Annotated in this window: 25 protein-coding genes and 1 riboswitch; of the genes, 5 read left to right on the forward strand and 20 right to left on the reverse strand. The window is 39.6% G+C overall.

Annotation, left to right across the window (positions count from 1 at the left end):
- Window positions 1-2163 carry a methylmalonyl-CoA mutase family protein gene (locus tag E7L28_RS05775; protein WP_008714670.1) on the reverse strand — a complete coding sequence of 721 codons (2163 nt, stop codon included), beginning with the start codon at window positions 2161-2163 and terminating at the stop codon, window positions 1-3.
- A gap of 291 nt (window positions 2164-2454) precedes the next feature.
- Window positions 2455-2630: riboswitch (cobalamin riboswitch) on the reverse strand.
- A 160-nt stretch (window positions 2631-2790) separates the two neighbouring features.
- Between E7L28_RS05775 and rarD the strand changes: the two genes are divergently transcribed.
- Window positions 2791-3687, forward strand: coding sequence for an EamA family transporter RarD (gene rarD / locus E7L28_RS05780; protein ID WP_316711489.1), 897 nt, complete (start codon window positions 2791-2793; stop codon window positions 3685-3687).
- Between the two features lie 93 nt (window positions 3688-3780).
- On the opposite strand, the gene E7L28_RS05785 is transcribed toward rarD, so the two are convergent.
- On the reverse strand, window positions 3781-4680 hold the full coding sequence (locus E7L28_RS05785) for a DUF3829 domain-containing protein (RefSeq protein WP_316604214.1): 900 nt from the start codon (window positions 4678-4680) through the stop codon (window positions 3781-3783).
- 280 nt (window positions 4681-4960) lie between these two features.
- Here E7L28_RS05785 and E7L28_RS05790 point away from each other — a divergent pair, with 280 nt between their 5' ends.
- Window positions 4961-5338, forward strand: a complete 378-nt coding sequence (locus E7L28_RS05790; protein WP_316604224.1) for a type II toxin-antitoxin system HicB family antitoxin — start codon at window positions 4961-4963, stop codon at window positions 5336-5338.
- Between the two features lie 425 nt (window positions 5339-5763).
- On the opposite strand, the gene E7L28_RS05795 is transcribed toward E7L28_RS05790, so the two are convergent.
- On the reverse strand, window positions 5764-6405 hold the full coding sequence (locus E7L28_RS05795; RefSeq protein WP_287509559.1) for a tetratricopeptide repeat protein: 642 nt from the start codon (window positions 6403-6405) through the stop codon (window positions 5764-5766).
- A gap of 118 nt (window positions 6406-6523) precedes the next feature.
- Here E7L28_RS05795 and E7L28_RS05800 point away from each other — a divergent pair, with 118 nt between their 5' ends.
- Complete coding sequence (locus E7L28_RS05800; protein WP_229039624.1) at window positions 6524-6598, forward strand: type I toxin-antitoxin system Fst family toxin; 75 nt, start codon at window positions 6524-6526, stop codon at window positions 6596-6598.
- A gap of 285 nt (window positions 6599-6883) precedes the next feature.
- Here E7L28_RS05800 and E7L28_RS05805 read toward each other — a convergent pair whose 3' ends face one another.
- From E7L28_RS05805 to E7L28_RS05855, 11 genes are all read right to left on the reverse strand, one after another.
- Window positions 6884-9706, reverse strand: coding sequence for an FAD-binding and (Fe-S)-binding domain-containing protein (locus E7L28_RS05805; protein WP_008602033.1), 2823 nt, complete (start codon window positions 9704-9706; stop codon window positions 6884-6886).
- Window positions 9707-10204: 498 nt separating this feature from the next.
- Window positions 10205-10999 (reverse strand): sulfite exporter TauE/SafE family protein, encoded by a 795-nt coding sequence (locus E7L28_RS05810; RefSeq protein WP_008602031.1) that lies wholly within the window; start codon window positions 10997-10999, stop codon window positions 10205-10207.
- Between the two features lie 25 nt (window positions 11000-11024).
- A complete protein-coding gene (locus E7L28_RS05815) occupies window positions 11025-11474 on the reverse strand; it encodes a GNAT family N-acetyltransferase (protein WP_008602029.1) in 450 nt (149 codons plus the stop codon).
- Between the two features lie 52 nt (window positions 11475-11526).
- Window positions 11527-13071, reverse strand: a complete 1545-nt coding sequence (locus E7L28_RS05820; RefSeq protein WP_008602026.1) for a ClC family H(+)/Cl(-) exchange transporter — start codon at window positions 13069-13071, stop codon at window positions 11527-11529.
- Between the two features lie 369 nt (window positions 13072-13440).
- The gene (gene fucO, locus E7L28_RS05825; RefSeq protein ID WP_316604299.1) at window positions 13441-14592 is read right to left on the reverse strand and encodes a lactaldehyde reductase; all 1152 of its coding nucleotides are present in this window, start codon (window positions 14590-14592) and stop codon (window positions 13441-13443) included.
- A gap of 125 nt (window positions 14593-14717) precedes the next feature.
- Window positions 14718-15863, reverse strand: a complete 1146-nt coding sequence (locus E7L28_RS05830) for a glycoside hydrolase family 3 protein (protein WP_316711492.1) — start codon at window positions 15861-15863, stop codon at window positions 14718-14720.
- A gap of 276 nt (window positions 15864-16139) precedes the next feature.
- On the reverse strand, window positions 16140-16373 hold the full coding sequence (locus E7L28_RS05835) for a (2Fe-2S)-binding protein (RefSeq protein ID WP_004694527.1): 234 nt from the start codon (window positions 16371-16373) through the stop codon (window positions 16140-16142).
- 392 nt (window positions 16374-16765) lie between these two features.
- Window positions 16766-17392 (reverse strand): site-2 protease family protein, encoded by a 627-nt coding sequence (locus E7L28_RS05840; protein ID WP_004698228.1) that lies wholly within the window; start codon window positions 17390-17392, stop codon window positions 16766-16768.
- Window positions 17393-17401: 9 nt separating this feature from the next.
- On the reverse strand, window positions 17402-18172 hold the full coding sequence (locus E7L28_RS05845; RefSeq protein WP_174892416.1) for a carboxymuconolactone decarboxylase family protein: 771 nt from the start codon (window positions 18170-18172) through the stop codon (window positions 17402-17404).
- A gap of 89 nt (window positions 18173-18261) precedes the next feature.
- Entirely contained in the window at window positions 18262-18660 is a 399-nt protein-coding gene (locus E7L28_RS05850; RefSeq protein ID WP_004694522.1) for a hypothetical protein, read from the reverse strand.
- A 154-nt stretch (window positions 18661-18814) separates the two neighbouring features.
- Window positions 18815-19333 (reverse strand): MarR family winged helix-turn-helix transcriptional regulator, encoded by a 519-nt coding sequence (locus E7L28_RS05855; RefSeq protein WP_316711495.1) that lies wholly within the window; start codon window positions 19331-19333, stop codon window positions 18815-18817.
- Window positions 19334-19713: 380 nt separating this feature from the next.
- On the opposite strand from E7L28_RS05855, the gene E7L28_RS05860 reads away from it, so the two are divergent.
- The gene (locus E7L28_RS05860; RefSeq protein ID WP_024061572.1) at window positions 19714-20304 is read left to right on the forward strand and encodes a nitroreductase; all 591 of its coding nucleotides are present in this window, start codon (window positions 19714-19716) and stop codon (window positions 20302-20304) included.
- A gap of 186 nt (window positions 20305-20490) precedes the next feature.
- Here E7L28_RS05860 and E7L28_RS05865 read toward each other — a convergent pair whose 3' ends face one another.
- Together E7L28_RS05865 and E7L28_RS05870 are read right to left on the reverse strand one after the other, a co-directional pair.
- Window positions 20491-20751 carry a hypothetical protein gene (locus E7L28_RS05865; protein WP_232054992.1) on the reverse strand — a complete coding sequence of 87 codons (261 nt, stop codon included), beginning with the start codon at window positions 20749-20751 and terminating at the stop codon, window positions 20491-20493.
- A 17-nt stretch (window positions 20752-20768) separates the two neighbouring features.
- Window positions 20769-20960, reverse strand: a complete 192-nt coding sequence (locus E7L28_RS05870) for a P-type ATPase actuator domain-containing protein (protein WP_270279069.1) — start codon at window positions 20958-20960, stop codon at window positions 20769-20771.
- A gap of 319 nt (window positions 20961-21279) precedes the next feature.
- Here E7L28_RS05870 and pgtP point away from each other — a divergent pair, with 319 nt between their 5' ends.
- Window positions 21280-22602 (forward strand): phosphoglycerate transporter protein PgtP, encoded by a 1323-nt coding sequence (gene pgtP, locus E7L28_RS05875; protein ID WP_004694513.1) that lies wholly within the window; start codon window positions 21280-21282, stop codon window positions 22600-22602.
- A gap of 108 nt (window positions 22603-22710) precedes the next feature.
- Here the strand turns inward: pgtP and E7L28_RS05880 are convergent, their stop codons facing one another.
- The 4 genes from E7L28_RS05880 to E7L28_RS05895 all read right to left on the reverse strand — a co-directional run bounded on the left by E7L28_RS05880 (window position 22711) and on the right by E7L28_RS05895 (window position 24957).
- The gene (locus tag E7L28_RS05880) at window positions 22711-23484 is read right to left on the reverse strand and encodes a hypothetical protein (protein ID WP_316711499.1); all 774 of its coding nucleotides are present in this window, start codon (window positions 23482-23484) and stop codon (window positions 22711-22713) included.
- A 411-nt stretch (window positions 23485-23895) separates the two neighbouring features.
- Window positions 23896-24249: a Spx/MgsR family RNA polymerase-binding regulatory protein gene (locus E7L28_RS05885; RefSeq protein WP_004698187.1), complete on the reverse strand. Its 354-nt coding sequence runs from the start codon at window positions 24247-24249 to the stop codon at window positions 23896-23898.
- 86 nt (window positions 24250-24335) lie between these two features.
- Entirely contained in the window at window positions 24336-24656 is a 321-nt protein-coding gene (locus tag E7L28_RS05890; RefSeq protein WP_316711501.1) for a HigA family addiction module antitoxin, read from the reverse strand.
- A 16-nt stretch (window positions 24657-24672) separates the two neighbouring features.
- A complete protein-coding gene (locus tag E7L28_RS05895; RefSeq protein WP_012864982.1) occupies window positions 24673-24957 on the reverse strand; it encodes a type II toxin-antitoxin system RelE/ParE family toxin in 285 nt (94 codons plus the stop codon).
- Window positions 24958-25224 lie beyond the last annotated feature (267 nt).

A 25224-nucleotide genomic window follows, 5' to 3' on the forward strand; every position in this document is an offset into this window, starting at 1 on the left:
TCACATCCCTTTCTTATCTTGTAACGTATTCAAGATTTCGTAACAATTTGCACGAACAGAAATGAAGTCGTCCACGCCAGCTTCACGGTATACAGGTTCTAAGTCCTTAGGAGGTGCCCCTGCTAAAATAACCGTTACATGCGGCATAGTTTCTTTCAATTCCTTAGCGAGTGGTGGTACCAATTCTGGATAGGTATCATCTGTAGAACAGATAACAACTACATCAGCACCACTTTCACGAGCAGCTTTCGCCGCATCAGCCGTTGTTTCATGGCCATCATTTTTGATAACTTCAAAAGCCCCTACTTCGAAGAAGCCTGTGGAGAAGTCCGCACGAGGTTTATGTTGAGGGATTGGGCCCATGTTAGCCAAGAATACCTTCACATTATCTTTCGTACGTTGTTTATAATTCTCAGTGCGCATGCGAAGTGCTTCAAACTGTTCAGTCCAGCGATGAGCTGCAATGGATTCAATCGTTTCGGATGCTATATCGCCAGCATCTAAAGCCTTGCGGATTTGACGTATTGTTAATTTTTGTAATGCACCGAGTTCAATAAGGCCAATCAAAGCGCCTGGCTCTGTCGTACCTGCTTCTAGGGTAGCCTGTGCTTTCACAACCGCATCTGGCTCCGCACTCGCCAAGTACTCTTCGATTTGAGCAACCCGTTTTTGACGCAATGTTTCTTGATTTTCTGGTTTTGGATCAAGCAATTCTTCAGTCATATTCGCATACATGTTGTTACCTACAGCCACATCTTTGCGGAATGCAAGGTTTTTGAAGCGTTCATCAAGAACTGCTTTAACTTGAGCTTGTGGATAGCCTTCTTTCAAGGCTGCTATGATACCACCTTTAGACTCAATAGTTTGGAACTCGGCCCAAATTTTTTCGCATAATTCAGCTGCCAATGTTTCCACATACCAAGAACCACCTACAGGGTCCACTGGTTGACGCAACTCGAATTCAGTTTGCAACATAACTTGAATATTACGGGCAATACGGCGAGAGAAATCGTCAGCTTTGCGAATTGGTTGGTCAAATGGGGATACTTCAAGGCTATTCAAACCGCCTACAACGCCAGAGAATGCTTGTGTTGTATTGCGCAACAAGTTTACATATGGGTCGTATACAGTTTTTGTGAAAGCCGATGTTCTGCCGTGTACATGAACAGCACGGTCAGCTTCTTCGGCACCGAACGCTTCCATGATGCGCGCCCAAAGCACACGTAATGCACGTAATTTAGCAATTTCCATGAAGAAGTTTGCACCCAAGGAGAATGTAAACATCATGCTGTTAGCAATAGTGTGAATATCGATGTTACGTTGTGCTAATTGACGCACATAGCAAACTGCTGTTGCCAATGCATACGCAACCTCTTGTACATCGTTCGCGCCACCATTAGCGTATACATCACCAGATACGAGTACAGTTTTAAGCTCTGGAGCTTGCTCTTTAGCCCATACAACAGTATGTGCCATTTCATCAAAGGCTGTATCTAAAGACATATGCAATGTACCATCTTTAGCCCAAACACCAATAGGGTCTGCACCAACGAGACCTTTCAAGTCAGAGGTTTGTTTTTTAGATCCTTTCACCGTAGCGGCTAACATACCGAGCAAGATAGCTGCAGAAGCACCTGTTTCAATATATAAAGGATTTTCCTTTAAATTAAAACGCTCAATCAATTGGCTACAATCATCCATAGTAGACAGAGATGTACCGCCGATACCAACAGCTGCGCCTACTTGCACATCTTGATCATGGCGTGTTGCTTCATCAAGACGAATATTGTGAATGGTGCCACCTTTTACAATTTCGTATAAACTTGCATGGTTAGCATCCTTAGGAAAAGATTCGTCTACATATTGGGATACGCCCCAAGAGTCTTTAATATAACCACTTGCCTTTGTGCCACGTAGGAACTCACCTGCCCCAGGGTATACACCCTTTGGAATTTTTTCTCCATGCAATGCAGGCGTATAAATTGGTTGTAACGTAATTCCCTCATAGGTTTTAGTGAACATCTTCTTATGGAAGTCGCCACCTTTTAACGCTTTTTCAACCTCGGCCTGCCATTGTTCATACGTAGGTTTCTTAAACTCATCAAAGGATACAGGTGCTAATAAATCGCGTTCAGCATCCTTTGAAGTCTTTTTGTCAGACATATATGTGCCTCCTTTTCAACTCGAAACCATACCGAGAAACAGCGCACCGTACCTGCGAATTGTTTAGATATATGAATCACTCGAGCTTTATCTTATTGGACCACATCAACCTCAAAATGTGTCCATCTGTTTAATATCTATAAAACCTGATTCCTATACTCAACATCCACTCTAAGGGCAATAAAAAACGTGCCACCTAAAGTGACACGTAAGGTTTCTTATTGAAAGGTACACTAAAAAATACTGTAGCCAGCATACCCCAATCCCCTTCCTATCGCTCGTAGGTACATAACGGTGATTATCAAATAGGCAGTTCTCCTGGCTCGGGATCATCACCTCGCTTTCGCCTTCCCAGATTACTCCAGTGACATGTATGAAAGCAGGCTCATCCTTACAGTGGCGGGACCGCATCGGCTTATACCGATTTCTCTATTAAGTCTTGCGACACCTATTCTCTATATTCGTTGTTCTAAGTCCAATATAGTGTAACAATATGCACAAAGTCAATGAACATAACATTTAATCATAAGTGCCAAAATCAAAGTTATAACTGAAAATCATATGCAATAACTAAAACGCATGACTTGAGTATTAGTGATATAATAAATACTATCACGAGGAGGCATTATGGAGCATACAAGTAAAAAAGGGTTAATCACAGCCCTTAGTTGTTATATAATTTGGGGCTTACTCCCTCTATATTGGGCATTATTAAACCATGTTTCGCCGTATAATATACTGGCACAGCGCATTATCTGGTCAGGTGTTTGCATGGCTATCGTTGTATTTGGCCTACACTTTAAACAATTCAAAAAGGACTTTCAATTACTAAAAGAACAACGTTCACAATTATTCCTACTTTTAGTTGCGGCAGTCATCATCAGTATAAACTGGTTCACCTACATTTGGGCCATCGCCAATAATCAAGTTATGAACACGAGCCTTGGCTATTACATCAACCCACTCTTCAATGTAGTATTAGGTGTCATCCTATTTAAAGAGGTTCTATCGATACCAAAAAAGCTGAGTGTCCTCATCGCTACCATCGGTATCGCCTTACTCACCTATCAAGTGGGATCCTTGCCATTAGTGTCGATGATCCTCGCCGTTTCCTTCGGTCTCTATGGAGCTGTAAAAAAGAAACTGCGCATCTCTCCCTTTACGAGCATCGCCTTTGAGGCCTGGCTATTAACACCGCTAGCCTTACTATATACGACCATGGTCGATAATACCGTGTGGTCCTATTTCGGCACGGACTGGTATACAACTATGTTGCTCATAGCCTGCGGTCTAACTACATCTGTCCCATTGGTGCTATTCTCCTATGGTGCACAACTATTGCCGCTCAATCTACTAGGCTTCTTGCAATATGTATCCCCTACCATTGCCTTGTTGCTAGCCATTTTCTACTTTGGTGAAAGCTTTGGCACACCACAGATAATCGCCTTCGGTTGTATCTGGATAGCCTTAGTATTATTCTCGTTATCAAGCCAAATTACAACGCGCATTAGCCTAAAAAAGTAAGGTATATCCTATATATCAACTAAAAAGCTGTATCAAATGACACTCTCATTTGATACAGCTTTCTTTTATATAGACGTATTAATCTAACTTATTTTAATCTAACTCATTCATATTGGTCGTATTCAGATTAGAAATGTAATGGTTATAGGCCTCAATCATACGATTATAGTCATTATCTTGTTTTGAACCCATATAGGTACGGATTGCCCCAATTGTAGAGTTTACAGAAGTCTTAACAGAATCATACTTAGGACTAGTAATACCATTTGATACATCACCAATAGCTTGCAACTCTTGATTGATAGCATTTACATCTAGTTGTTTTTCACTATCGATCTTTTCTAGGACCGCAGTAAGTCGCAAATGAACCTCTTGTGCTGCAGCGGCATTTTTCTTGCCTGCATCACGCAATTGTTGTAACCGTTGTTGCAAGCGGTCCGTATTGATTTTATGCATAACATTATCAAAATCAGCATAAATAGGAACAAATTGTTCATACAATTGAACATATTTAGGGCCTAATTGTTGCTCCTTAGCATAGTTGTCTGTGGTATACCCTTTAGATTTATAATATGCATCGAGCTCTTCGGCTACCGGTGTAATTTCGTTCAATTTTGAAAGCAGCTTATCTAAAGGCTCCTTCATTTCATCATACGGAATACCTGCTTGCTTAGCCTCTTCTAATTCTTTTTGTAGCTGCTTAAAGTTCGGTGCATTAAATACAGTTAAATGCTGCCCAGCTTTTAACTCATTAAGAGTTGGCGTATTCGCATAATCAAACATGACAGCCATGCGATTGTATCGGCTTACAGCTTTCACATATTGATTAAATAACTGCACCTGATCCTGCTCAGACCGCTGCGCAAGTTCCTTGCGACTCTGTTCAGTCCCCTGCCATAATTCTGACATACTACAACCGCTCAAAAAAAATGGGGATGTCAATGTCGCCGCACACAACACAGTCATTGCTACCCTTTTACCAAATGGTTTCATGATGAATCCTCTCCTTCCATCAATACACAACCTAATTTATATATATTAATTATATACTAATATGATTTTTATGAATAGGATTAATATATAAAGGTCATGTATCAATCTTGTCAAGTGACTAATAGAATCAGGGGTGACCAATGGTCACCCCTATTTTCCTTTATATACTGCTAGACTATAAATAAGAATGTATAACTCCTAATAATTGTTTTGTACGTATACACGTGTTATCATAAAAGGAGAGAATATGAAGGATAAGGATTTACTATTAGGAGGACCTATGAAATTTATATACCCTGCTATAATCCATGATGATGCCGATGGTTTCTGGGCCGAATTTCCAGATCTCGAATACACTAGTAGCACCGGCTCAACACTAATAGAATTAATAACCAATGCACAAGAGGCTATGGAACTCTATATATTAGACGCTTTAGAAGATGGACAAACTCTACCTACCCCCACATCTATTCGCAGCTTACCATGTACCGATACAACATATCCTACATTAGTGCAAACAGATATTGATTTAGCTAAAAATAGTAAGTCCGTAAAGAAAACCCTAACGATTCCTGCCTGGTTAAACGATAGAGCATTAGCTAAAGGAATTAACTTTTCTCAACTTTTACAAGAAGCATTAGTAGAGAAAACAATGTAATTTACATCATCAATTGCTCAGTAAAATTAGAACTATTGTCCATGCAATAGATGCTAAGGTTAGTAATAGTATACAGATCATCCACAAGATTATTACAAAATAGAGCAGTAGCTTGAGTACATATAGTACATCAAACCATATACTATGTTGGTCCTCTAGACGGTCCATATAGGCACTAAGACATCGCACCAAATAGGGCGGTTTAACATTAGGATTCAGTTTTTTCCAATAAAACACCAAATAAGGCATAACAATACACCCTACCACCACTATATAGCTAAGGAAAATTGGTGTTTCAATATTGTACCGAGTCATAAACCCTGACCAGTCTACGACCATTAGACTGCCAAGGTATAGAAAAATAAGCCAATATATAAATCCTATCACCTTTATAATAAGGCGAATCATCTGTTTCACATCCATGTCTATAATTCTACCAATGTTTTAAATCGCCTATTATTGTGAAAGCGTTCAAAATGGTCTTGTTCGGCTGCAACAGCTTTTACAGAAGGATCAATTTTTATAGCTTTTTCTAACCAATCAAGGGCCTTAGTATCTTCTCCTTGGTCTGCATAAATGGTAGCAATACCATACACAGACCAGGTGTTACTAGGGTCCTTTTCCAATACCTTTTCAAACCATTGTTTAGAATCGTTTAACTGACCTTGCAACTTATAGACCATGGCCATGTTATAGTAATTAGCCACATTGTTAGAGTCTAAATCATAAGCCTTTTTAGTATCTGTCAAACCTTTAGCCGCATCACCGTTTAATGCTGTTGCAAAGCCACGTACAGAATAGGCTTCTGCATTATTAGCATTATTCTTAATGGACGCTGTAGCTTCCTCTATGGCTTTCGCATACTCACCAGCGGATAAGGCTTGCTTTGCTGTAATTAGATGTCCATCTTGCTTGGTAGTCGCTTGGCTGTTTCCCGCAGCAGATGTAGAGGAACCAGCAGCAGAACTAGTTGCATTTGATTCTGTTTTATTACTATTCGTATTTTGATTCAATCCACATCCCGTAAGGGCTGTTATTAAAAGAAAGAAAAGCACAACCTTCTTCATTAGAAATTCTCCAATCATTAATTATATACAAGACTCCATAGCATGATGATATAATATAAAATACCTCCCGAAAGGAGGTGGTATATTGCAGGAGCTGTTTTATGCACTCTGGGGCACCTTGCTTGCCCCTATTATTGTTGCCTTAGTTGTAACTACCTACAGCTACTGGCTTAACAATAAAAACAAAAAATAAGCAAGAAAAAGGACGAGCTGCCACTCGTCCTTTTTTTTGGTTATATTGCAGGTAATTTCATACACTCTACTACCTACGTTTAGTATACCACATTTCTTAGAAAAATAAAGAATTAGCAATAAATCTCATAAAACTCCTAAAAAACTATTAGTAGTTTTAACATAATTTACGAGCAATATTAAAGCAACATTAATATAAACTACCAGTTACTTTAACCCAACCTACTAGTAACCTCAATGTAAACTACTAACAACGTTAACGTAAATAGCAATAGATATACAAGACTTATTTCTTAGCCTTAGAGCAACGATCCAATAGGAATGCAACACCAATGAATGGGATGCCGCCGTTTTCGCCAAGGCCGATTTCACAGGTAGAGCTGGAACTTACGCCTAGTGTTGCACCGTATTCAGCGATTTCGGCTGCAAGGTCTTTGGTAGCACATTTGTTGAGTTCTGGTGTGAAGAACCCTTTTTGACCGGCAAAGCCATCGCATGCAAAGGATTTAATGTTGAATACATGGTCTGTGCATAAACGAGCTAAATCTTCAATATATTGAGATTTATTCAAGGATTTGATTTTACATTGTTTATGTACGATGACCCTTTCATCACATTTTTCAATGTCGAGATGAGGCACAACGTATTTGCACAAGAATTCAGAAATATCGTTGATTTCTAAGTCTGGCATATGTTTGAAAGCATGATTAAAGCATGCACTATGGTCAATCACGATTGGGTATTTACCATTTTGAGATGCTTTCATCAACGCATCGTGTAAGTCTTTCACAGCACGCTCATGAACGTCATCGTAGTTTTCAAAACTCAAGCCACAGCAGAGGTTTTCGATATGTTCAGGGTAGATAATATCGATATGGGCCTTATTACATAAGCTTTCCACTACTTGTTGCAAGCTACGTTCATCGTCATAACCTTGATTAGGTTTGAAGGCGCGGTTCGCACAGGTACTGAAGTATACAACCTTTTCAAAATTAGTCGGTTTAATGCGGCTTCTCAATCTGTAGCGATTAGCCTTAGGAGTTGTTTTAGGTACATATGGTGTAACACCTGTTACGCCATGTAAGCCTTCAGTAATCTTAGAAATCGCTTTTTGTGTAATGATAGATCCTGCAATGCCTTCAAGACTTACACCAGCACGGCACATTTGAAGTGTTGTGGAGAAGTTATCATAGATTTTCTTAGCTAATTCTGGTGCAGGTGGATCGATGCGACGCATGGATAATGCAATTTGAGCCGTATCGATGCTGAGCGGGCAAAGACCTTTACACATGGAGCACGCAGCACAAGTATCTACACCAAAGTATTCATAACCTTTTTTAAGCTCTGCAGCCAATGTGAAATTGCCTTCGTTTTCAAGGCGTTTCGTTTCGCGCAACAATGCAATACGTTGACGTGGAGTCAATGTTAAATTGCGGCTTGGACAATGTTTTTCACAGAAACCGCATTCCATACAGATTGTGAAAGCATCATCGATAACGCATTGAGCTTTAAGGTTTTTCTTATACACATCTGGATCATCAGTAATGATAACATCAGGATTCAAGATGCGTTCAGGGTCAAAGATGGCTTTGATGCGACGGTTAATTTCGTACGCTTTACGGCCCCATTCCATTTCAATGAACGGTGCAACCATGCGGCCTGTACCATGTTCAGCTTTCAAAGAACCACCGAAGCCAGAAACGCGTTCGGACATTTCTTTTACCAAATCGCCAAAGTTCTTAGTATCTTTAGGATCACTAAAATCAGGAGTAATGTTAAAATGAACGTTACCAGATAACGCATGGCCGAAGATTACGCCACCGTCTACGAAATCGTATTTGTGGAATAATTCGGTAAGCATTTCGATGCCCTTCGTGAAATCTTCGATTTGGAAGCATACGTCTTCTGTAATAACAGTGGTGCCTTTTCTACGTTGACCACCAACGATTGGCAAGATACCTTTACGAATTGCCCACCAGGAATCGTATTCTTTAGCATCTTGAGAGTAAAGACTTGGGATAGCCGTTGGAATATCTTTCAATTTGTCTTTAATAAAAGCTAAGTTTTTATCGACAGTTTCTTTAGAGTAGCTTTCAGTTTGGAACAAGATAGCACTTGTACCTTCTGGAACTTCACGAACAAAGTCAGGTACATTATCTAGAGATTGAACGGCCTTAAGGGATTGATAGTCCATCATTTCCGCAGCAACAACCTTGTCACGACCCATATTAGCCAAGGCTACAACAGCAAGAGATGCATCGTTCAATGTTTTAAAGAACATGAGACCGCAACCTTTATACGGTACGTCCTCAACAGTGTTATATACGATTTCAGACACGAAACCTAATGTACCTTCAGAACCGATGAACAAGTGGTTGATGATATCAATAATATCTTCAAAATCAACAAGGGAGTTCAAGCCGTAACCTGTGGTATTTTTGATTTTGTACTTATGGTGAATCAAGTGTGTCAATTCTTCATCGGCCAAAATATCCTTACGCAATTGTAAGATATCCTCTACCATTTGAGGTTTTTCTTTAAGGAATTGATCAATACTCTTTTGGTCAGACGTATCAAGGATGGAGCCATCTAATAATACAACGCGAATGGACCGAATTGTTTTATAAGAGTTTTGCGCCGTACCACAGCACATACCAGAGGAGTTATTATTCAAGATACCACCTACTAATGCTGTAGCAAGCGTTGCAGGATCTGGACCAATTTTACGATTGTACGGTTTCAATAAATCATTCGCATCGGAACCGATAACACCGCATTCACATTTCAAGGCTTTCCCATCATCAATAACTTCCATTTTCTTGAAGCCATCATTACATACGATGAGCACATCTTCACTGGAGCATTGACCAGACAAGGAGGAGCCGGCCGCACGGAATGTAAATGGTGTCCCACATTGTTGACACAAACGAATAAGTCGTCTTACTTCTCGTTCATCTTCAGCTTTAACAACTACCTTTGGTAAATAGCTATAGCAAGACGCATCAACGCCATATGCATAACGACGTAAATGATCGGTGTATACGCGACCTTTACAAATCTCATTTGCCTCCTTGGCAAAACGTTCATAATCTCTAATAAGTGTACTCACTTCTATTTCCTCCTATCCTTTCTTAAGGAATCTATTACTTTTAGTATACGCCGTTCTCATTCTCCTCACTATAATTATGCATAATTTATATCTCTTCTAATAAAAATCGATATGCATTACCCTTTTATTCCCTCAGTTGAAAGTACATCTCATTAGCATTATCATGTACCCATTTTTCCTCATATACAATCAAGAATCCTTATTTATTAAGCATGTATAGATATAGTCAGTAATTATATGCTAAAACCTCTCTAAATAACGATTCGTACTACCTATAATTCTATAGTAAATACATTACTAACATTATGCATAAAAATAGTATGATTTATATATTTTAAATTTTTCATTCTCATTTATAGTTCTCTATGACTTTTAGTTATACCCTTTTATAAAATGCTGAAAATACAGAAAGCCCTCTAATGATAAACGCTTACGAATCACCATTAGAGAGCTTTACTAAATTATGCTTATTAAAGATAGATTAATTATAAAACCATATTATCCCAAAATACCAGATTTAAGAATGAGGCGTACCGCCAATGCAAAGACAGCTATGCTCATGAGGGCGAGGATAGCTTTTGCTTTGAGACGTTTTGCAATACGAGCACCTACTTGAGCACCAAAGATAGCGCCAATACTAGTAGGGATAGCAATACTAAATATGATGTGGCTTTCAATTAAATGTGTAATAACCCCCACCGTTGTTGATACGGCGAGAATAGATTGACTTGTAGCCGTTGCCATATGGGTAGGAAAGCCCATGAGATAAATCAAAGCCGGCACATGGATGAGGCCACCACCGATACCAAAGATACTCGAAATAAAGCCAACAAAAAAGCTAATACTAATACCGATAGGTTTGCTATAGCTCAACTGCTCAAGAGTCAGAGACTCTTCCTTTCGTTCCCCTTTTCTAAAATTTTTAAAACCAATCAATACAGATGCACACAGCATAAAGCATCCAAAGGCAAACATAAATCCCTTACCGGAGAACCATCCAGACATTTGGGCCCCTAAAATAGCGCCTGGGAAGGTAGCTAAACTAAAGACAATAGCAGCGTTAATGTATACCTTTTTTTGTTTCAGATATGCTATAGATCCAGAAATAGCATTACACATAACAGAAAAGAGTGACGTCCCTACAATCATGGACGGAGACCACTCAGGGAACCAATACATAAAAAGAGGCACAAAAACAAGTCCTCCACCGGCACCGATGATGGTACCAATCATAGCTGCTAAAAAGCCAACTATGGTAAAGAATATATAGAATACCACTATATTATCAATCACATTAAGACCTCCCATGCCGTTTGAATTATTGTTTCTCCATATATACAAAAGATAATCCCGTTTCATCCTGTATTTCTCTAACGGCTTTATACCCCATTTTTGTATATAACTTTATATTGATCCAGCTTTTCGTACATGTATATAATACACGCCGGTCTTGACTGCATTGTTCATCTACGAAAACTAATAACTTCCGAGCCAACCCTTGTTGCCGATAGTTTGGATGCACCATCAAGCGACCGACCTCTACCACGCCATCGTCATATTGATAGCGAATACCTCCGATGATTCTTCCCCCATCATCTACTAGTTTATAGGTATGCCATTGGGTGAAAGTAGCGTTAAACTCCTCTTCCGACTCCATCAATGCAGGAACCATTCGACTTCCAATCATCTCCGCTTCGCTTTCAAATGTAAGCAATTGCAAACGGTACAGATCCAATACATCTGACTCAGTAGCTTTCACAATTTTCATAAACTACTCCTAATATATACCACGAATCAACGATTAGCTTTAGATATAATGACTAATTTGATTGGAAAAACTCCTTAGCCGCTTTCAATCGGCCACGCTCACAAGAGACTTGTAATTCATCGCCTGGCTCGAGCTTCACATCACCAAGGGGCACAATGTATGTGCCGTTGCGACGAATGCTTACGATGAGCGTCCCATCTGGCAAGGCCAAATCTTGTAATTGTACATCTGTATAGTTTGCCACCACAGGCACCTTCGTTTGAAAGAAGGTTTGCACCGATTCTAGATTGCTTTGACCACTCATGGCTTGCAACAAGGAATCGTAAATCGGCGGTTCTTTTAAAAGCTCCGCCACAAGATAGGCCACGAGCGTAACGATACCGATAGCATAAATATTAGAGAAACTATCCGTCATTTCAAGAACGAGCAAAATCGCCAAAATTGGGGTCCGCATAGCGGCCGCTAACATACCTCCCATGGCACAGATAACGAACTGTGGTACAAAATCAGGAGAAATAAGTCCTAAGGTTGAAAGTAAGCTTTCACAAAAAGCACCTGTTGCAGCACCAATTACGAGCATGGGCAAAAATATGCCCCCTTGAGCACCACTGCCATAGCAGAAGGTGGTAAGTAAAATCTTGCCTAATACAATGCCACCTAAGAGCAATACGCCATGAGATTGAAAGGCAAGCTGACCCACAAGGTCATTGCCCCCACCCAAGAGGAGCTGCGAATCAAAGCCAATGGCTGCCACTGCCACAAAGGTAAGGGCTAATTTCAAGAATCGAGAACATTTGAGCCAGTCAAAGAACCTCTTGAAAGCAAAAATCATACGGCAAAATAACACACCACATAGCCCCATGATAACACCAACCATGAGTAGTATCGGGAAATATTCAAGAGGAACCCCTGAGGTCACCGTAAAGCCCAGCGCTGGTGTAAGTCCAAAGATACTAACTGTAATATAGTTAGAAATCAAAGTTGCCACGAAGGTTGGTACAACGAGATACGGATAAAAGCTTTTATGTACCTCTTCAAAGACGAACATCGCCCCCGATACGGGCGCACTAAAGGCAGCTGTTAAGCCTGCCCCAGCACCTGCGGATGTCAAAATACGCTGTTCTCGTAGTCCCGAATTCATCCAGTAGGACACAATCTTCCCAGCAGAGCCGCCAATCTGTACGGCTGGCCCTTCACGACCTACGGAAAATCCTGCAAAGCCGGTCAGTACGCCACCAATCATTTTAGATACTAGCGTCCGATAGGGCTTCATATCAAAGAGTCCAAGCATTTCCCCTTCGATTTGAGGAATCCCTGAACCACCGGACAATGGGGCCCATGCGAGCAATCGATCTACAATAAACGCAAAAATGACCATTACCACAAGCCAACCTATGGCCCATTCCATAGTAATACCATCCATCAAATGCCACCTGATATGCTCTGATTCAAGTATCAAATAACGGTATGATGCCCCAAAGAAACCTGCAATCACCCCAACAAGGGCCCCCTTTGCAATAAGCTCCGTTAAAAGCACACGATTCATAGACATATCTGCCAAGGTAGAACTACGCTTATTAAATTTCCATAATTTCATAAGATTCTCCTTAGCATTACTATCTAACACCTATCTAAACATCACATGTAACCATCTCAGCGATTTAACGAGTTGAACTAAGCACCTAGTCATTGAGTGCCATCTACCAAAATCGCTCGGCTCTCAGTCAAACTATCTATTCATATCCTTAGTATACTTATGTAAACTACCATTTTCAAGAAAGGATTACGTATAAAAATAGCTTTCTCACTGAACACGAGGTCAAAGGTCCGAGTCATAAAACAATAGATAGCGCTTTAAACACAAAGCTAGCCACCTCTAAAAAGAGATGGCTAGTTTTGTTAAACAAGTGTGTAAATGTATTTTCTTTACATATTCGGAGGCATTTGAAATATGTAAAGACACTAATTAGAATATGGATTCATAGATAGCGATGATTTCTTCCTTAGATGCATCTCGTGGGTTGCCAGGTGTACATGCATCGTTGAAAGCAGATTCAGCGAGGAATGGAATGTCTTCTCGTTTCACGCCCGCTTCGCTAAGAGATTTAGGAATGCCTACATCATCAGCTAGCTTTTGGATGACATCGATTGCTGCTTGACGATAGGTTTCTTGATCCATACTATCTACATCTGGAACGCCCATAACACGAGCGATTTCACGATATTTTTCACCTGTAGCAGGGGCATTGAATTTCAGTACCGCTGTTAACAGCATAGCACAAGCCTTGCCATGAGGGATATCGTACACGGCACTTAATGGATGAGCCATAGAGTGAACGATGCCAAGGCCTACGTTGGAGAAGCCCATGCCCGCGATGTATTGACCTAAGGACATGGCTTCACGGCCTGCATAATCACCAGCCACGGCACTGCGCAAGGAACGGCTGATGATTTCGATAGCTTTCAAATGAAGCATATCCGTTAGTTCCCACGCTCCTTTTGTGATGTACCCCTCTACAGCATGAACGAGTGCATCCATACCGGTAGACGCACAAAGTCCTGTTGGCATCGATGCGGACATGTCAGGATCTACGATAGCTACGATTGGAATATCATGCGGATCAACACAAACGAATTTGCGATTCTTTTCAACGTCTGTAATAACGTAGTTAATGGTAACCTCTGCAGCCGTACCAGATGTGGTAGACACAGCGATAATCGGTAAGCATGGATGTTTAGTAGGCGCTAAGCCTTCCAGGCTGCGTACATCGCCAAACTCAGGGTTCGTCATAATCGTAGCAATAGCCTTACTTGTATCGATAGCGCTGCCACCGCCTACAGCAACGATAGCTTCAGCGCCTGCCGCCTTACAAGCAGCCACGCCAGACGTTACGTTTTCAATGGTTGGATTTGGCTTAATATTATCATACACATCGTAAGCAATGCCTGCCGCATCAAGTAGGTCTGTTACCTTTGTAGCTACCTTAAACTCGAATAAATCAGGTGTAGACGTAACGAGAACCTTTTTAAAATGGCGATTCTTAATTTCGTTCACAATCTCCTGAATCGCGCCTTGTCCAAAATAAGACGTACCGTTCAACATTATTCTCCGAGCCATATACCTCACTCCTAACGAAAAACAAACCGATAGAGAATCACTTTACCTATTAATTCTCTATCGGTTTAATAAAATCCTTGATAGCTCGTTATGTATACACTATATATTTTTCTATTGTAATGATTCTAAATTTTGCTCATTTTCATAAGCAAGATTCGTTTCACCGATTCATCGAGTCGTTCTTTTGAGATGCGACCGTCTTTCACGGCTTTCATAAGGCCATTGTAAGCCTCTTGCATGTGTTCGTATTCGTGGCACACAAGCAAGATGTCGCTGCCTGCGAGGATGGATTGCACCGCCATGTCACCAAAGGTATAGTGTTTCGCGAGGGCTCCCATGTCCATATCGTCTGTTACGACAACGCCATTGTAACCCATATCCTTTCGCAACCAATCAGTAATAATCGCCTTCGATAAACTAGCGGGATGGTCTGGATCGATTTGTGGGTACATCGCATGAGATACCATGATTGTATAGGTATTCGGTTTAGACTGTTTGATGAGGTCTACGAATACCTTTGTGTCCTCTGAAAGCAATGCTTCTTTAGATACAGAAACAATACTCGTATCTGCATGTAAATCTACATCGGTCTTGCCAATGCCGGGGAAGTGTTTATAGGAATACCACAAGCCCGCTTCATCGTAAGCCTTACCAACGGCACCTGCATAGCGCACAACCTCATCAGGGTTTGTACTATAAGAACGACCATAGGTTAATCCCAAGTCCGCCACAGGAGCAAAGTTAATGTTAAAGCCCAAGTCTTTTAGTTCCGCACCAGACTGCTTTGCCAAGGATGCAGCCTGTTCAATAGGTGAATTACCTAGCTCCTCAGCAGAAGGAACCTTGATGAGCTGATTCTCCATGCGCGCTACCGCACCGCCCTCTTGGTCAATGCCGAGGAACAATGGGGTTAAACCCGCACTTTTACCAGCCTTATTAATGTCTGCAATGAGCGTTTTAACTTGATCCTTGGACTCCATATTCCGATCGAACAAAATGATGCCGCCTACGCGGTACTCGTTGAGCATAAACTTTGCGTCATCGTTTAACGTTGTGCCGTGGATGCCAATCATCAACAGTTGACCCACCTTGTCTGCATCAGACATATTCGCCACTAGCTTGTCCACCTTTTGCTCTGGTGAAAGCTCGCTTTGTACTACGGACTCATAGGTCACAGGCTCTGCCTTTGAAGTAAATAGATTATGTAAACCACAGCCCGTTGTGAGTGCTAAGGCGCCGATCATCGTAGCTGCTACCAAACGTCGAAACATGCATACCTCCAAAATCTCTAAAAAGTATTATGTATAGTATATCAAAAAATAAAGACCACCCCAACAACACAAAAAGATTGTTACCCAAACCCTGCGGATACGTCCGATAGCAGGATTAAGCAACAATCTTTATGTATTTAATCTAATCTTTGAAGTTTACTATTTACAGCTTATAGATTCAACTTTTAAATTTATATTATATTGCTTATAGTTCTTAGCTTCGACTTTGTAATTTGAAATTTCGTAATTTACATTTCATATTTTGGATGTTTTAATTTAAATTTTGCCTTGCTCTTTCATTTCCGCTAAGAGCTTTACGATACGAGGTCCACAGCCTTTGCCACCGCAAGCGCCCGTGCCAGCACGAGTTGCTTCTTTTACTTGTGGAAACGTGTGAGCACCATCTAAAATGGCTTCCTTAATCGTTTTGCGCGTAATGCTACGGCAAGTACACACCTTTGTAAGCTTGTCCAGAATCGCCTCTGGCACTTGATTTTCTTCAAAATTCATATGTAATTCCTCATTTATTCACTTGAATATCTATATACAGTATCAATTTAGTGTATCGATTTAATATATCGATTTACGTGTCAATTTAGTGTATTGATTTACATATCGATGTAGCAGATCAATTTACTCTATCGATAGTATCTAATAATACACTGTAATATTAATATATCGAAAATTTACGATCTTTGTATTTATTATAACACAATTGAGGAACTATATCGATAGTTTTTAATATAAAATCCAAAGAACAGTCAAAAGTAAAATTGTTACTATAAAAAACGAAAAAAATTTACAAATACATTATATGTAAAGATAAGCTAAATCTATCTATAAACTATAAAAAACTACCATAAAGATATTATCTTTATGGTAGAAACTTTCACAAAATATAATTATAGTATGAGCCCAATAATGGCAAAGTAGATTTTAAATATCGTTTGTTGTAATGGACGAATAACCATAGAAATAATGGGTGTGTTAATAAGGATGATAAAGAATAATAAATTAAGCATCCCTAATTGGTAATATCTCATCTGCCACTCTGTAGGCAACCACGGCAAGATAATATTAAAACCAGGCAATGGTGGGAACGGAATCAAACAGAAGATTGATAAGCCAATACTATATAAAATAATATATTGCATAACCATGGCAAGACCTTGGGACTCCATGAGGCCTAATTTTCCAAGGAGCATATATATAAAGGTGAATATAAAGCCTGCTATAAGACCTGCCACAGGACCTGCAAAGGCAAGCAAGCTTATATCACGTCGTGGATCTTTAAAGTAAGATGGATTAATTGACATAGGTTTTGCCCAACCAAAGCCAACAAGAATAATACAGATGGTACCAATTAGATCAAGGTGTGCCATTGGTGACAATGTGAGGCGTCCCGCCAGACGTGGCGTTGGATCACCAAACCAAGTTGCTACCTTTGCCTCTGCATATCCAAAGATAGAAAAAACGATCATAATAGCAGGAATACTTGCTAATATCTGAACCGGATTTAAATCAAACATAGAACTCCTTTATTGTTTAGCTTCCCATGCGGTGTAGCCTTCTTGAATACAACGAAGGGCATTTAAGGTACGAGGATAGCCGATATACGGCACGCATTGGGATGCGATATTAATCAAATATTGTTTGCTGTTTCCTACGTTCAAATTGCCTTGTACATGAGCCTTGAGTTGAGATTCACAGCCACCTTGAGCCGCAAGGAAGCAGAAGGTAATCATTTCACGATGAGCCACGCTAAGGCCTTTACGCGTATAGTAATCGCCGAACATATTGGCAAGCCATTTGTTGATATGACGAATATCTTCTGGCCCTTCTTGGTAAGAATTGCGCATAGACTCCCCAAAGATTTCCACTTGTTTTTCTACGCCCTTTTCTAGACGAGACTCACTAGTAATAGTGCTGCGAGAGGGATCAACAATAGCCTCTCCTCGATAGTCAAAAATCTTATTGGTCACCTTAAAGAATGGGCGCACACGTCCGATGCCAAGATAGGGCACCGCTTGATAAATGAGCTCTACCACTTCATCAGGAATAAGGCCAAAGTTTAATGCTGCCGGTAGCATTAATGCATATTCATCAACAGCTGAGGCGCCTACTAATGTAGCGAGAATGGCTAAGAAGCGATCCTTTGCCGGTACATTACGGCCTTCTTCGGTGATGACTTCATCAAAGGCAAAATTATCAAACAATACTTCAAACTCTGGATCAATATAACCTGCTGGGGCTGCAATATCAGGGAACATACGCTCCGTATAGGCTTGAGCAAATTCAGATTTAGACATAAAAAACCTCCATAAACAACACTGGTGAAAGCCATAAAGGAGCTTTCACCAGCAATAGTTATGTAATTATTACGGCACGGGCCATCAGATTATAACGCTGGGAATTCGAAAGTTGTGCCGTATACTTCTTTCCAAGCAGCCATGAACATATTGAACTCATTTGTTCCAGGTTGAATTTGGTAAACTTGACCATCTGGAGCGTAACGATATACAGTATGTAAGCTTGGATTAACAAGATATTTGAACAATGTAGCTTCCCCGTATTGGTTATTATGCATGTTAATCACATTAACACCAAATACGTTGTTACGGCTGCTATCGATACCTTTAAACTCAGATGCTTTATCAAAGAAATACGTTTCTGTACCATTTGCACTATTTGGAACCTCTGGGTAGTTAGCTAACCCATTCCAGTTTTCTGCGTTTGCAACACCACCTACTAATAATGTACCGGCTAATACAAATGCACCTAATAAATTTTTATTCATAATGATCTCCTTTGTGCCACGAGGGCAAATCACGAATCAGTCATACTCTCACATGACTTGAATACAATACGCTATATGTATAGTATATCACATTTTTAATAAAATTTTTAGATTTCCAAAGTTACAGAATATATACATATGAGGTTGTATCAAATTAGCCCTTCATGTTCTCTGCTGTTTTTGCATTTGCGTTATCGATTGCTTCTAGCAATTTATTAAGCAACATACGCAATTGACGTGTCTCTTCTACGTCAAATATAGGACCTGACGATTCAGCCAAGCGGCGTGGTATATGAACCGCTACATCACGTAATGCTTTGCCCGTATCAGTAAGGGTTACCATAACTACGCGTTCATCTTGACGACTGCGTTTGCGTTTCAAGAATGCTTTGGCTTCTAATTTCTTTAAAAGCGGTGTTAATGTACCGGAATCAAGGCGCAATACTTGTCCCAATTCCTTAACGGATAAATCACCATATTGCCACAATGCCATCATTACGATGTATTGAGTATATGTCAAATTTAAAGGATCTAAGTGACTACGATATGCATTAACAATTTCCTTTGCCACTACATAGAGTGGAAAGCTCAATTGATTTTCCAATCTTAAATATTCTGAATCAGGAACATCTTCTTTATGTTTGTACCCTTCAAGTACACCAATTTGTGCCATATTCTACCTCCATATGCACACAATTATCTACTAATTAATTGTACACAATTTTACGGTAAACAGTCAACGCAAAAAGCCCACTTTGAACAGATATTTTTAAATTTGTCAATTAATTAATATTTATTTTCTTATTCGTTAAGAATTAGGCGCTTCTATAGAATTTATGGGTAAAAATCATACCATAAAGTTGTTACTTTATTTATAAATTAATTTGATATTAAATTAGAAAGTTATAACTTCTGTTTTCAATGAAATCTTCTTTCGTTGCAGGCCCGTCTCCTAATAAATGACTTAGTAAAAATACGCCCCCTACTAGGTCCTTCCTTGTAGTATAATAAAAGAAATTCTATATCAAAGCTAACTTATAATAGGAGGCCTATATGAACACCTTAGAGTGCATCAAAACTCGTCATAGTACACGTAAATTTAAAGCAGATCAAGTATCTCGAGAACTTATCAATCAAGTCCTCGATTCTGGGCGCCGCGCTCCATCTGGCGGTAATACACAATTAACACATTTCATGGTCATTACAAACCAAGATGTGCTTCAAGAACTAGTAACACTCATTCAAGAAGAATACGGCAAAATGCCGATTACAGAAAATACTTTACCTTACATGGTGAATATCATTAAGATGTCCGCCGAAGGCAAATTTGTATTCCACTATAATGCGCCTGTACTCATCGTATTGGCTAGTAAACCAAGCTATGCCAACAACTTTGCTGACGTGTCATGTGCTATGCAAAACATGATGCTTGCTTGCAATGAACTTGACCTTGGTAGTTGCTGGGTTAACCAAATCCGTCATCTTCAAGATAATGAACGCATCCAAGCCAAAATGCGTGAACTAGGTCTTAGCGAAGACGAAAAAGTCTACGCTAGCCTCGCTATCGGCTACCCAGATCTACCAAATGGTCTTAACCGCCGTGAAATCGAAGCCAAAGGTTATCCTGTAACATATATTGATTAATCAACACTAGAAACCATCGATTTCATACTATAAGTGAAACAAAAGCGCTATCTATCCCACAACTCTAATTGAGTTTCCTTAGGGATAGATAGCGCTTTTTATTGACTATATTATTTTTTAACGCTCATCGATTTAGTAATCAAATCGATACATACACTCCATACTTATATTTATAATGAACTACTATTAAGCCTCAAACACGCGTTTACGAGCTGCGTTCATGAGAACGGAATGATCATCATCTACTATGTAATTAGATTTGTAAGCCCAACGCAATAGTAATGCAGAGTTTGCAACTACGAGAAGGCTCCCTCCGTTATGAACAAGGGCCCCCCACACTGGAGATAAAGTACCAACCATTGCCAAGATGATAGCTACGAAATTCAAAAGCAAGGAGAAAGAAAGATTAATTTTAATAGTAGTCATCATGCGTTTAGATAATGCCACTAAGTAAGGAATTTCCTTTACATTATCGCTGCCGGCGTTGCCAATACGAGAGCACAAGGACAGAACACAACGAGGATGGTTACGGCACGAATGATTTCTCCAGTTACCACATAGGTGCCAACCGCGGCTAATAACGCAATCACTACAATCCATGTGACCCAACGGTCAGCCAAGCTAACGATTTTCGCATTACCTTGTGTCAATAACAAAATATGTACAATTATTCATATATACTCAAAAGTACAGGAAAAATGCGGATTCAATGAGATTATATTATTCATGCATAGCCTCATTACGCAAATGCATGAACAGTTATTCATATATATATATATATTTACAAATTAATAATTTTTACATAGAAGATATTTTGATATTTTCAACCTATTCAATACTATTTCACCCTAATCAATACTATCCATAATACAGTTTTCTAATAACTATTTATTATAATAGAAAATTAAGTATAGTCGACTACATACCCTACATGGTATTATTACAAATGACATGTTGTAGAAAGGATGTGTAACGATGTCGATTTTCTCTCCTGCTCCTCATATTGAACGTTTACCTGAGGCGCAAATCGATTCCACCTACAAACGTCTTCGTCGCGAAGTCTTTGCAGGTACATTTATTGGTTATGCTACATTCTATTTGATCCGCCAAAACTTTAGCTTGGCTGTTCCGTACATGATTGCTGAGTACGGCTACACCAAAGCGGATCTTGGTATAGTTATGACCATCTTATCCGTAGCTTACGGCGTAAGTAAATTTGTTATGGGTAATGCGTCTGATCGCTCTAACCCAAAATACTTCTCCACAGTAGGTCTATTGCTTAGTGCTTTAGTTATGTTATTATTCGGCACCTTACCAGGTGTTATGAGCAGTATTCCTATCATGTGCGTTCTTGCCTTATTAAACGGTTGGTTCCAAGGTATGGGCTACCCTCCATATGCGAAAAACATGGTAACTTGGTTCTCCCGTTCCGAACGCGGTGCTTGGTGGTCCTGGTGGAACGTTTCCCACAACCTAGGTGGCGGCATCATCGCTCCTCTTGCTACGCTTGGCATCTACCTATTCGGTACATGGCATAGTATCTTCTTCTTCCCTGCCCTTATCTCTATCGTGTTAGCGATTATTACCTTTGTATTGTTGAAAGATACGCCTCAATCCTGTGGCTTACCGCCTATCGAAGAATACAAACATGAAGTCGTTCATACACATACAGAAAATGAAGAAAAAAGTACTTTCAAAGAAATCTTCTACAAATATATTTTGCATAATAAATACTTATGGTATCTTGCGATTGCAAATATCTTTGTATACTTCATCCGTTACGGCGTAGTTAGCTGGGCTCCGACCTATTTAACCGCTGTGAAAGGCTTCACAAAAGAAGGTTCCCGTTGGGCTTACTTCTTATACGAATGGGCTGGTATTCCAGGCATGCTCGTAAGTGGCTACTTGAGTGACCGCGTATTCCGTGGCCGTCGTGCTCCAGCTACGATTTGCTTTATGTTATTCGTTATCTTGGCAATCCTCGTGTACTGGTTTAACCCTGCAGGCAATATTCTCATCGATAACTTAGCACTCATCGCTATCGGCTTCCTCATCTACGGTCCTGTTATGATGATTGGCCTTCAAGCAGCAGATATGGTGCCACGCGTAGCAACAGGTGGTGCTACTGGCCTTACAGGCCTTCTTGGTTACCTCATCGGTTCTGCCGGTGCTGGTGCTTTCATGGGCCTCATGGTTGACCTCTACGGTTGGGATGGTGGTTTCATTGCCCTCGTTGGTGCATGTATCCTATCCATCGTATTCCTACTCCTCACCCTTGGAGACAAAGGACAACAATAGAATATGTACTGTATAATACGTAATGTATAAATACGTACTGTACAACTCACTGTTGTATATACAAAACTCCCCTAGTAATACTTATGATTACTAGGGGAGTTTAATTATTTATGCGATGCACAAGGAGCCGTTTAATACTTTCAAATTATACACGAGACCAAGTCGCGCCAAGCCATGCAATGCAGTGGCCGTTACAGGATTGATAGATCCTAACACACCAGCACCGATAATGACAACGTGGAACAAAATGGACACGATGAGTAAGCCCAAATGGCATTGTTTCGCCTCTTTTGAAAGCCCCGCTGTTGGAGAGTTTTCATCTACGAGAGAACCCATCATGAGTGCCACAAGAACGAGTTCCAAAGAGCATGGGCAAAGGATAACTAGCAATGTAATGGTATGCATAAAGTTCTGCGTCAATGCATAGGAACCCATGGAAAGCAACATGACAGCTACAACAATAACAGATGAATAATTGTTGATGCCCTGACGCAAGGCTACAAGCTGTGTAGGCATGGTCGGCAACATATCATCATCCAATGTATAATGTACGTCGCCCGTAATAAGCTGCTCTAAGAAAAAGCCACCATGTACGATGAGTCCTACATAAGCCGCCGTATGGTAATCTCCAATCGCAATAAGCGCCACCATGGCTATCACGATGAGAAAATTAGCATGAATCTCTAAATGATCCAAAATACTTTGCACGCTGTTAATGAGCAATGGCAAGCCACAAATGATGACCGTTACCCACGCCAAATCAATAGCTGGGTTCATAGGCTCCGTAAGCGCATCTAATATAATAAATAACAAGCCGAGTACCAAAATAGCCCCCTGCGTACGCAGAGAAACCTGCGCTGATAAAGACTGTAAAAACTTCATATAGACCTCTCTATAAATGAGATACCGGCCTTACTTAATCCGGAAATAAAATACAAAACAATTTATTAAATAGTAAGGTACACCCATGCAATATGACACTAATCTTGTGTTAATATCGTACTAATATTAACCTAATAGTAATCAACTACCGATCTGAAGTACCTTTTGTTTCTATTCTAAATTTTTATAGTACCCATAGGGGTATATCTATTGTGTAAATATTATACAAAATATATAAGTTATATACAAATCAAAATTTTTGATAAATGAAAAATATCTTAACTGTAAAAGAGATCCTAGTCGTGAGCTCTAATTTCTTTATTAAAACGTAGAAAGAACAGGTCCCTAAAAACGACTTAGCTCGCTATGGAGGCTTTTAGGGACCTGTTCTTTCGGTTAACTAATATGAAATTAGAGCTTCAACGCCTCAATCCATTCTGCTTCTTTAAATCCAACGAGTACTTTGTCTTCAAGAACCAAGATAGGACGTTTTACAAGCATGCCATTAGATGCTAATAAAGCTAGTTTTTCTTCTTCACTAAGGTTCGGCAATTTATCCTTTAATTGTTGTTCACGGTAAATCATACCAGAAGTATTAAAGAATGCTTTCAAATCCTTGCCAGATTGTGGATACCAAGCAGCGATTTCCTCTGCTGTAGGATTTTCGGACTTGATGTCACGATCTGTGTACTTAATTTTGTGATCATCTAAGAATTTCTTTGCTTTTTTGCATGTTGTGCATTTAGGATATTCAACGAATAACATAGGTTCTCCTTATATCAATATTCAATGTTGTAACAACTTACTAATTTAAGATAATTGTACCAAACACATCGAAAACTATCAATCTCTTATTGACAGTCTACGGGTTCTAATGAAGCACAATGTGTAATAGAGGATAATACTTCATCCATCCCCTCACTAAGTTTTGCTGTACGCAAATCAACATCCATCTGTAAACGCAAGAAATACCCTTCCGAAACACCAAAGTATTTCGCTAAACGCAACGATGTATCTGCTGAAATAGACCGTGTACCATTCAATATTTCTTGAATACGTGAAACAGGCACATGTATATCCTTAGCTAATCGATATGCAGATAGTCCTAATGGATCCATAAACTCTTCCTTTAATATTTCACTAATGGTAGGTGTAAGAATAAACTTTTCCATATTAATTTCCTCTCTATTAATGATAATCTACAATTTCTACATCATAAAAACTACTAATATCTTTCACTTTAAAACACAGTCTATACTGACTATTAATCCGCAAACTATACTGTCCAAATCGATCTCCTTGCAACAACTCCAAGCGATTACCTGGTGGCCAACGTAAATCTTGTAATGATTCAGCATTATCTAACAATAGTAATTTACGAAGGGCTAGCCTTTGTATAAACGGAGAAAAGCGTTTGGAAAAGCTTTGATAGTAAACTTTTTCTGTTTCCTTATCCTTAAATCCGATAATCATAGAATCTCTCCTTTGATTATACCTGTTAAACAGGTATAATTCAATAACATATACTTGAAGAATAACTATACATAGAATTGAAATTATTCTACAAACAATTTTGGTAAAAGAATTCTATAAAACATCATTTAAATCCTACACTTGCGATGACTCTATTGGTCACCTATTTCGGAATGTAATAAATTTACCTTATTGTCATAATTGAATTTAAACTATCATTAATTCGCACATCTATTAAATTGATTTTAAAAAGTAAAAAGACCTACA

The organism is Veillonella parvula (assembly GCF_032575955.1).
GTDB classification, from domain to species: Bacteria; Bacillota; Negativicutes; order Veillonellales; family Veillonellaceae; genus Veillonella; species Veillonella parvula_J.

What these genes read in the sequence shown, in the direction of transcription:
- E7L28_RS05775 (WP_008714670.1), bottom strand. Translation starts at nt 2,163, where the DNA reads ATGTCTGACAAAAAGACTTCAAAGGATGCTGAACGCGATTTATTAGCA.
- rarD (WP_316711489.1), top strand. Translation starts at nt 2,791, where the DNA reads ATGGAGCATACAAGTAAAAAAGGGTTAATCACAGCCCTTAGTTGTTAT.
- E7L28_RS05785 (WP_316604214.1), bottom strand. Translation starts at nt 4,680, where the DNA reads ATGAAACCATTTGGTAAAAGGGTAGCAATGACTGTGTTGTGTGCGGCG.
- E7L28_RS05790 (WP_316604224.1), top strand. Translation starts at nt 4,961, where the DNA reads ATGAAATTTATATACCCTGCTATAATCCATGATGATGCCGATGGTTTC.
- E7L28_RS05795 (WP_287509559.1), bottom strand. Translation starts at nt 6,405, where the DNA reads ATGAAGAAGGTTGTGCTTTTCTTTCTTTTAATAACAGCCCTTACGGGA.
- E7L28_RS05815 (WP_008602029.1), bottom strand. Translation starts at nt 11,474, where the DNA reads ATGAAAATTGTGAAAGCTACTGAGTCAGATGTATTGGATCTGTACCGT.
- E7L28_RS05820 (WP_008602026.1), bottom strand. Translation starts at nt 13,071, where the DNA reads ATGAAATTATGGAAATTTAATAAGCGTAGTTCTACCTTGGCAGATATG.
- fucO (WP_316604299.1), bottom strand. Translation starts at nt 14,592, where the DNA reads ATGGCTCGGAGAATAATGTTGAACGGTACGTCTTATTTTGGACAAGGC.
- E7L28_RS05830 (WP_316711492.1), bottom strand. Translation starts at nt 15,863, where the DNA reads ATGTTTCGACGTTTGGTAGCAGCTACGATGATCGGCGCCTTAGCACTC.
- E7L28_RS05835 (WP_004694527.1), bottom strand. Translation starts at nt 16,373, where the DNA reads ATGAATTTTGAAGAAAATCAAGTGCCAGAGGCGATTCTGGACAAGCTT.
- E7L28_RS05840 (WP_004698228.1), bottom strand. Translation starts at nt 17,392, where the DNA reads ATGTTTGATTTAAATCCGGTTCAGATATTAGCAAGTATTCCTGCTATT.
- E7L28_RS05845 (WP_174892416.1), bottom strand. Translation starts at nt 18,172, where the DNA reads ATGTCTAAATCTGAATTTGCTCAAGCCTATACGGAGCGTATGTTCCCT.
- E7L28_RS05850 (WP_004694522.1), bottom strand. Translation starts at nt 18,660, where the DNA reads ATGAATAAAAATTTATTAGGTGCATTTGTATTAGCCGGTACATTATTA.
- E7L28_RS05855 (WP_316711495.1), bottom strand. Translation starts at nt 19,333, where the DNA reads ATGGCACAAATTGGTGTACTTGAAGGGTACAAACATAAAGAAGATGTT.
- E7L28_RS05860 (WP_024061572.1), top strand. Translation starts at nt 19,714, where the DNA reads ATGAACACCTTAGAGTGCATCAAAACTCGTCATAGTACACGTAAATTT.
- pgtP (WP_004694513.1), top strand. Translation starts at nt 21,280, where the DNA reads ATGTCGATTTTCTCTCCTGCTCCTCATATTGAACGTTTACCTGAGGCG.
- E7L28_RS05880 (WP_316711499.1), bottom strand. Translation starts at nt 23,484, where the DNA reads ATGAAGTTTTTACAGTCTTTATCAGCGCAGGTTTCTCTGCGTACGCAG.
- E7L28_RS05885 (WP_004698187.1), bottom strand. Translation starts at nt 24,249, where the DNA reads ATGTTATTCGTTGAATATCCTAAATGCACAACATGCAAAAAAGCAAAG.
- E7L28_RS05890 (WP_316711501.1), bottom strand. Translation starts at nt 24,656, where the DNA reads ATGGAAAAGTTTATTCTTACACCTACCATTAGTGAAATATTAAAGGAA.
- E7L28_RS05895 (WP_012864982.1), bottom strand. Translation starts at nt 24,957, where the DNA reads ATGATTATCGGATTTAAGGATAAGGAAACAGAAAAAGTTTACTATCAA.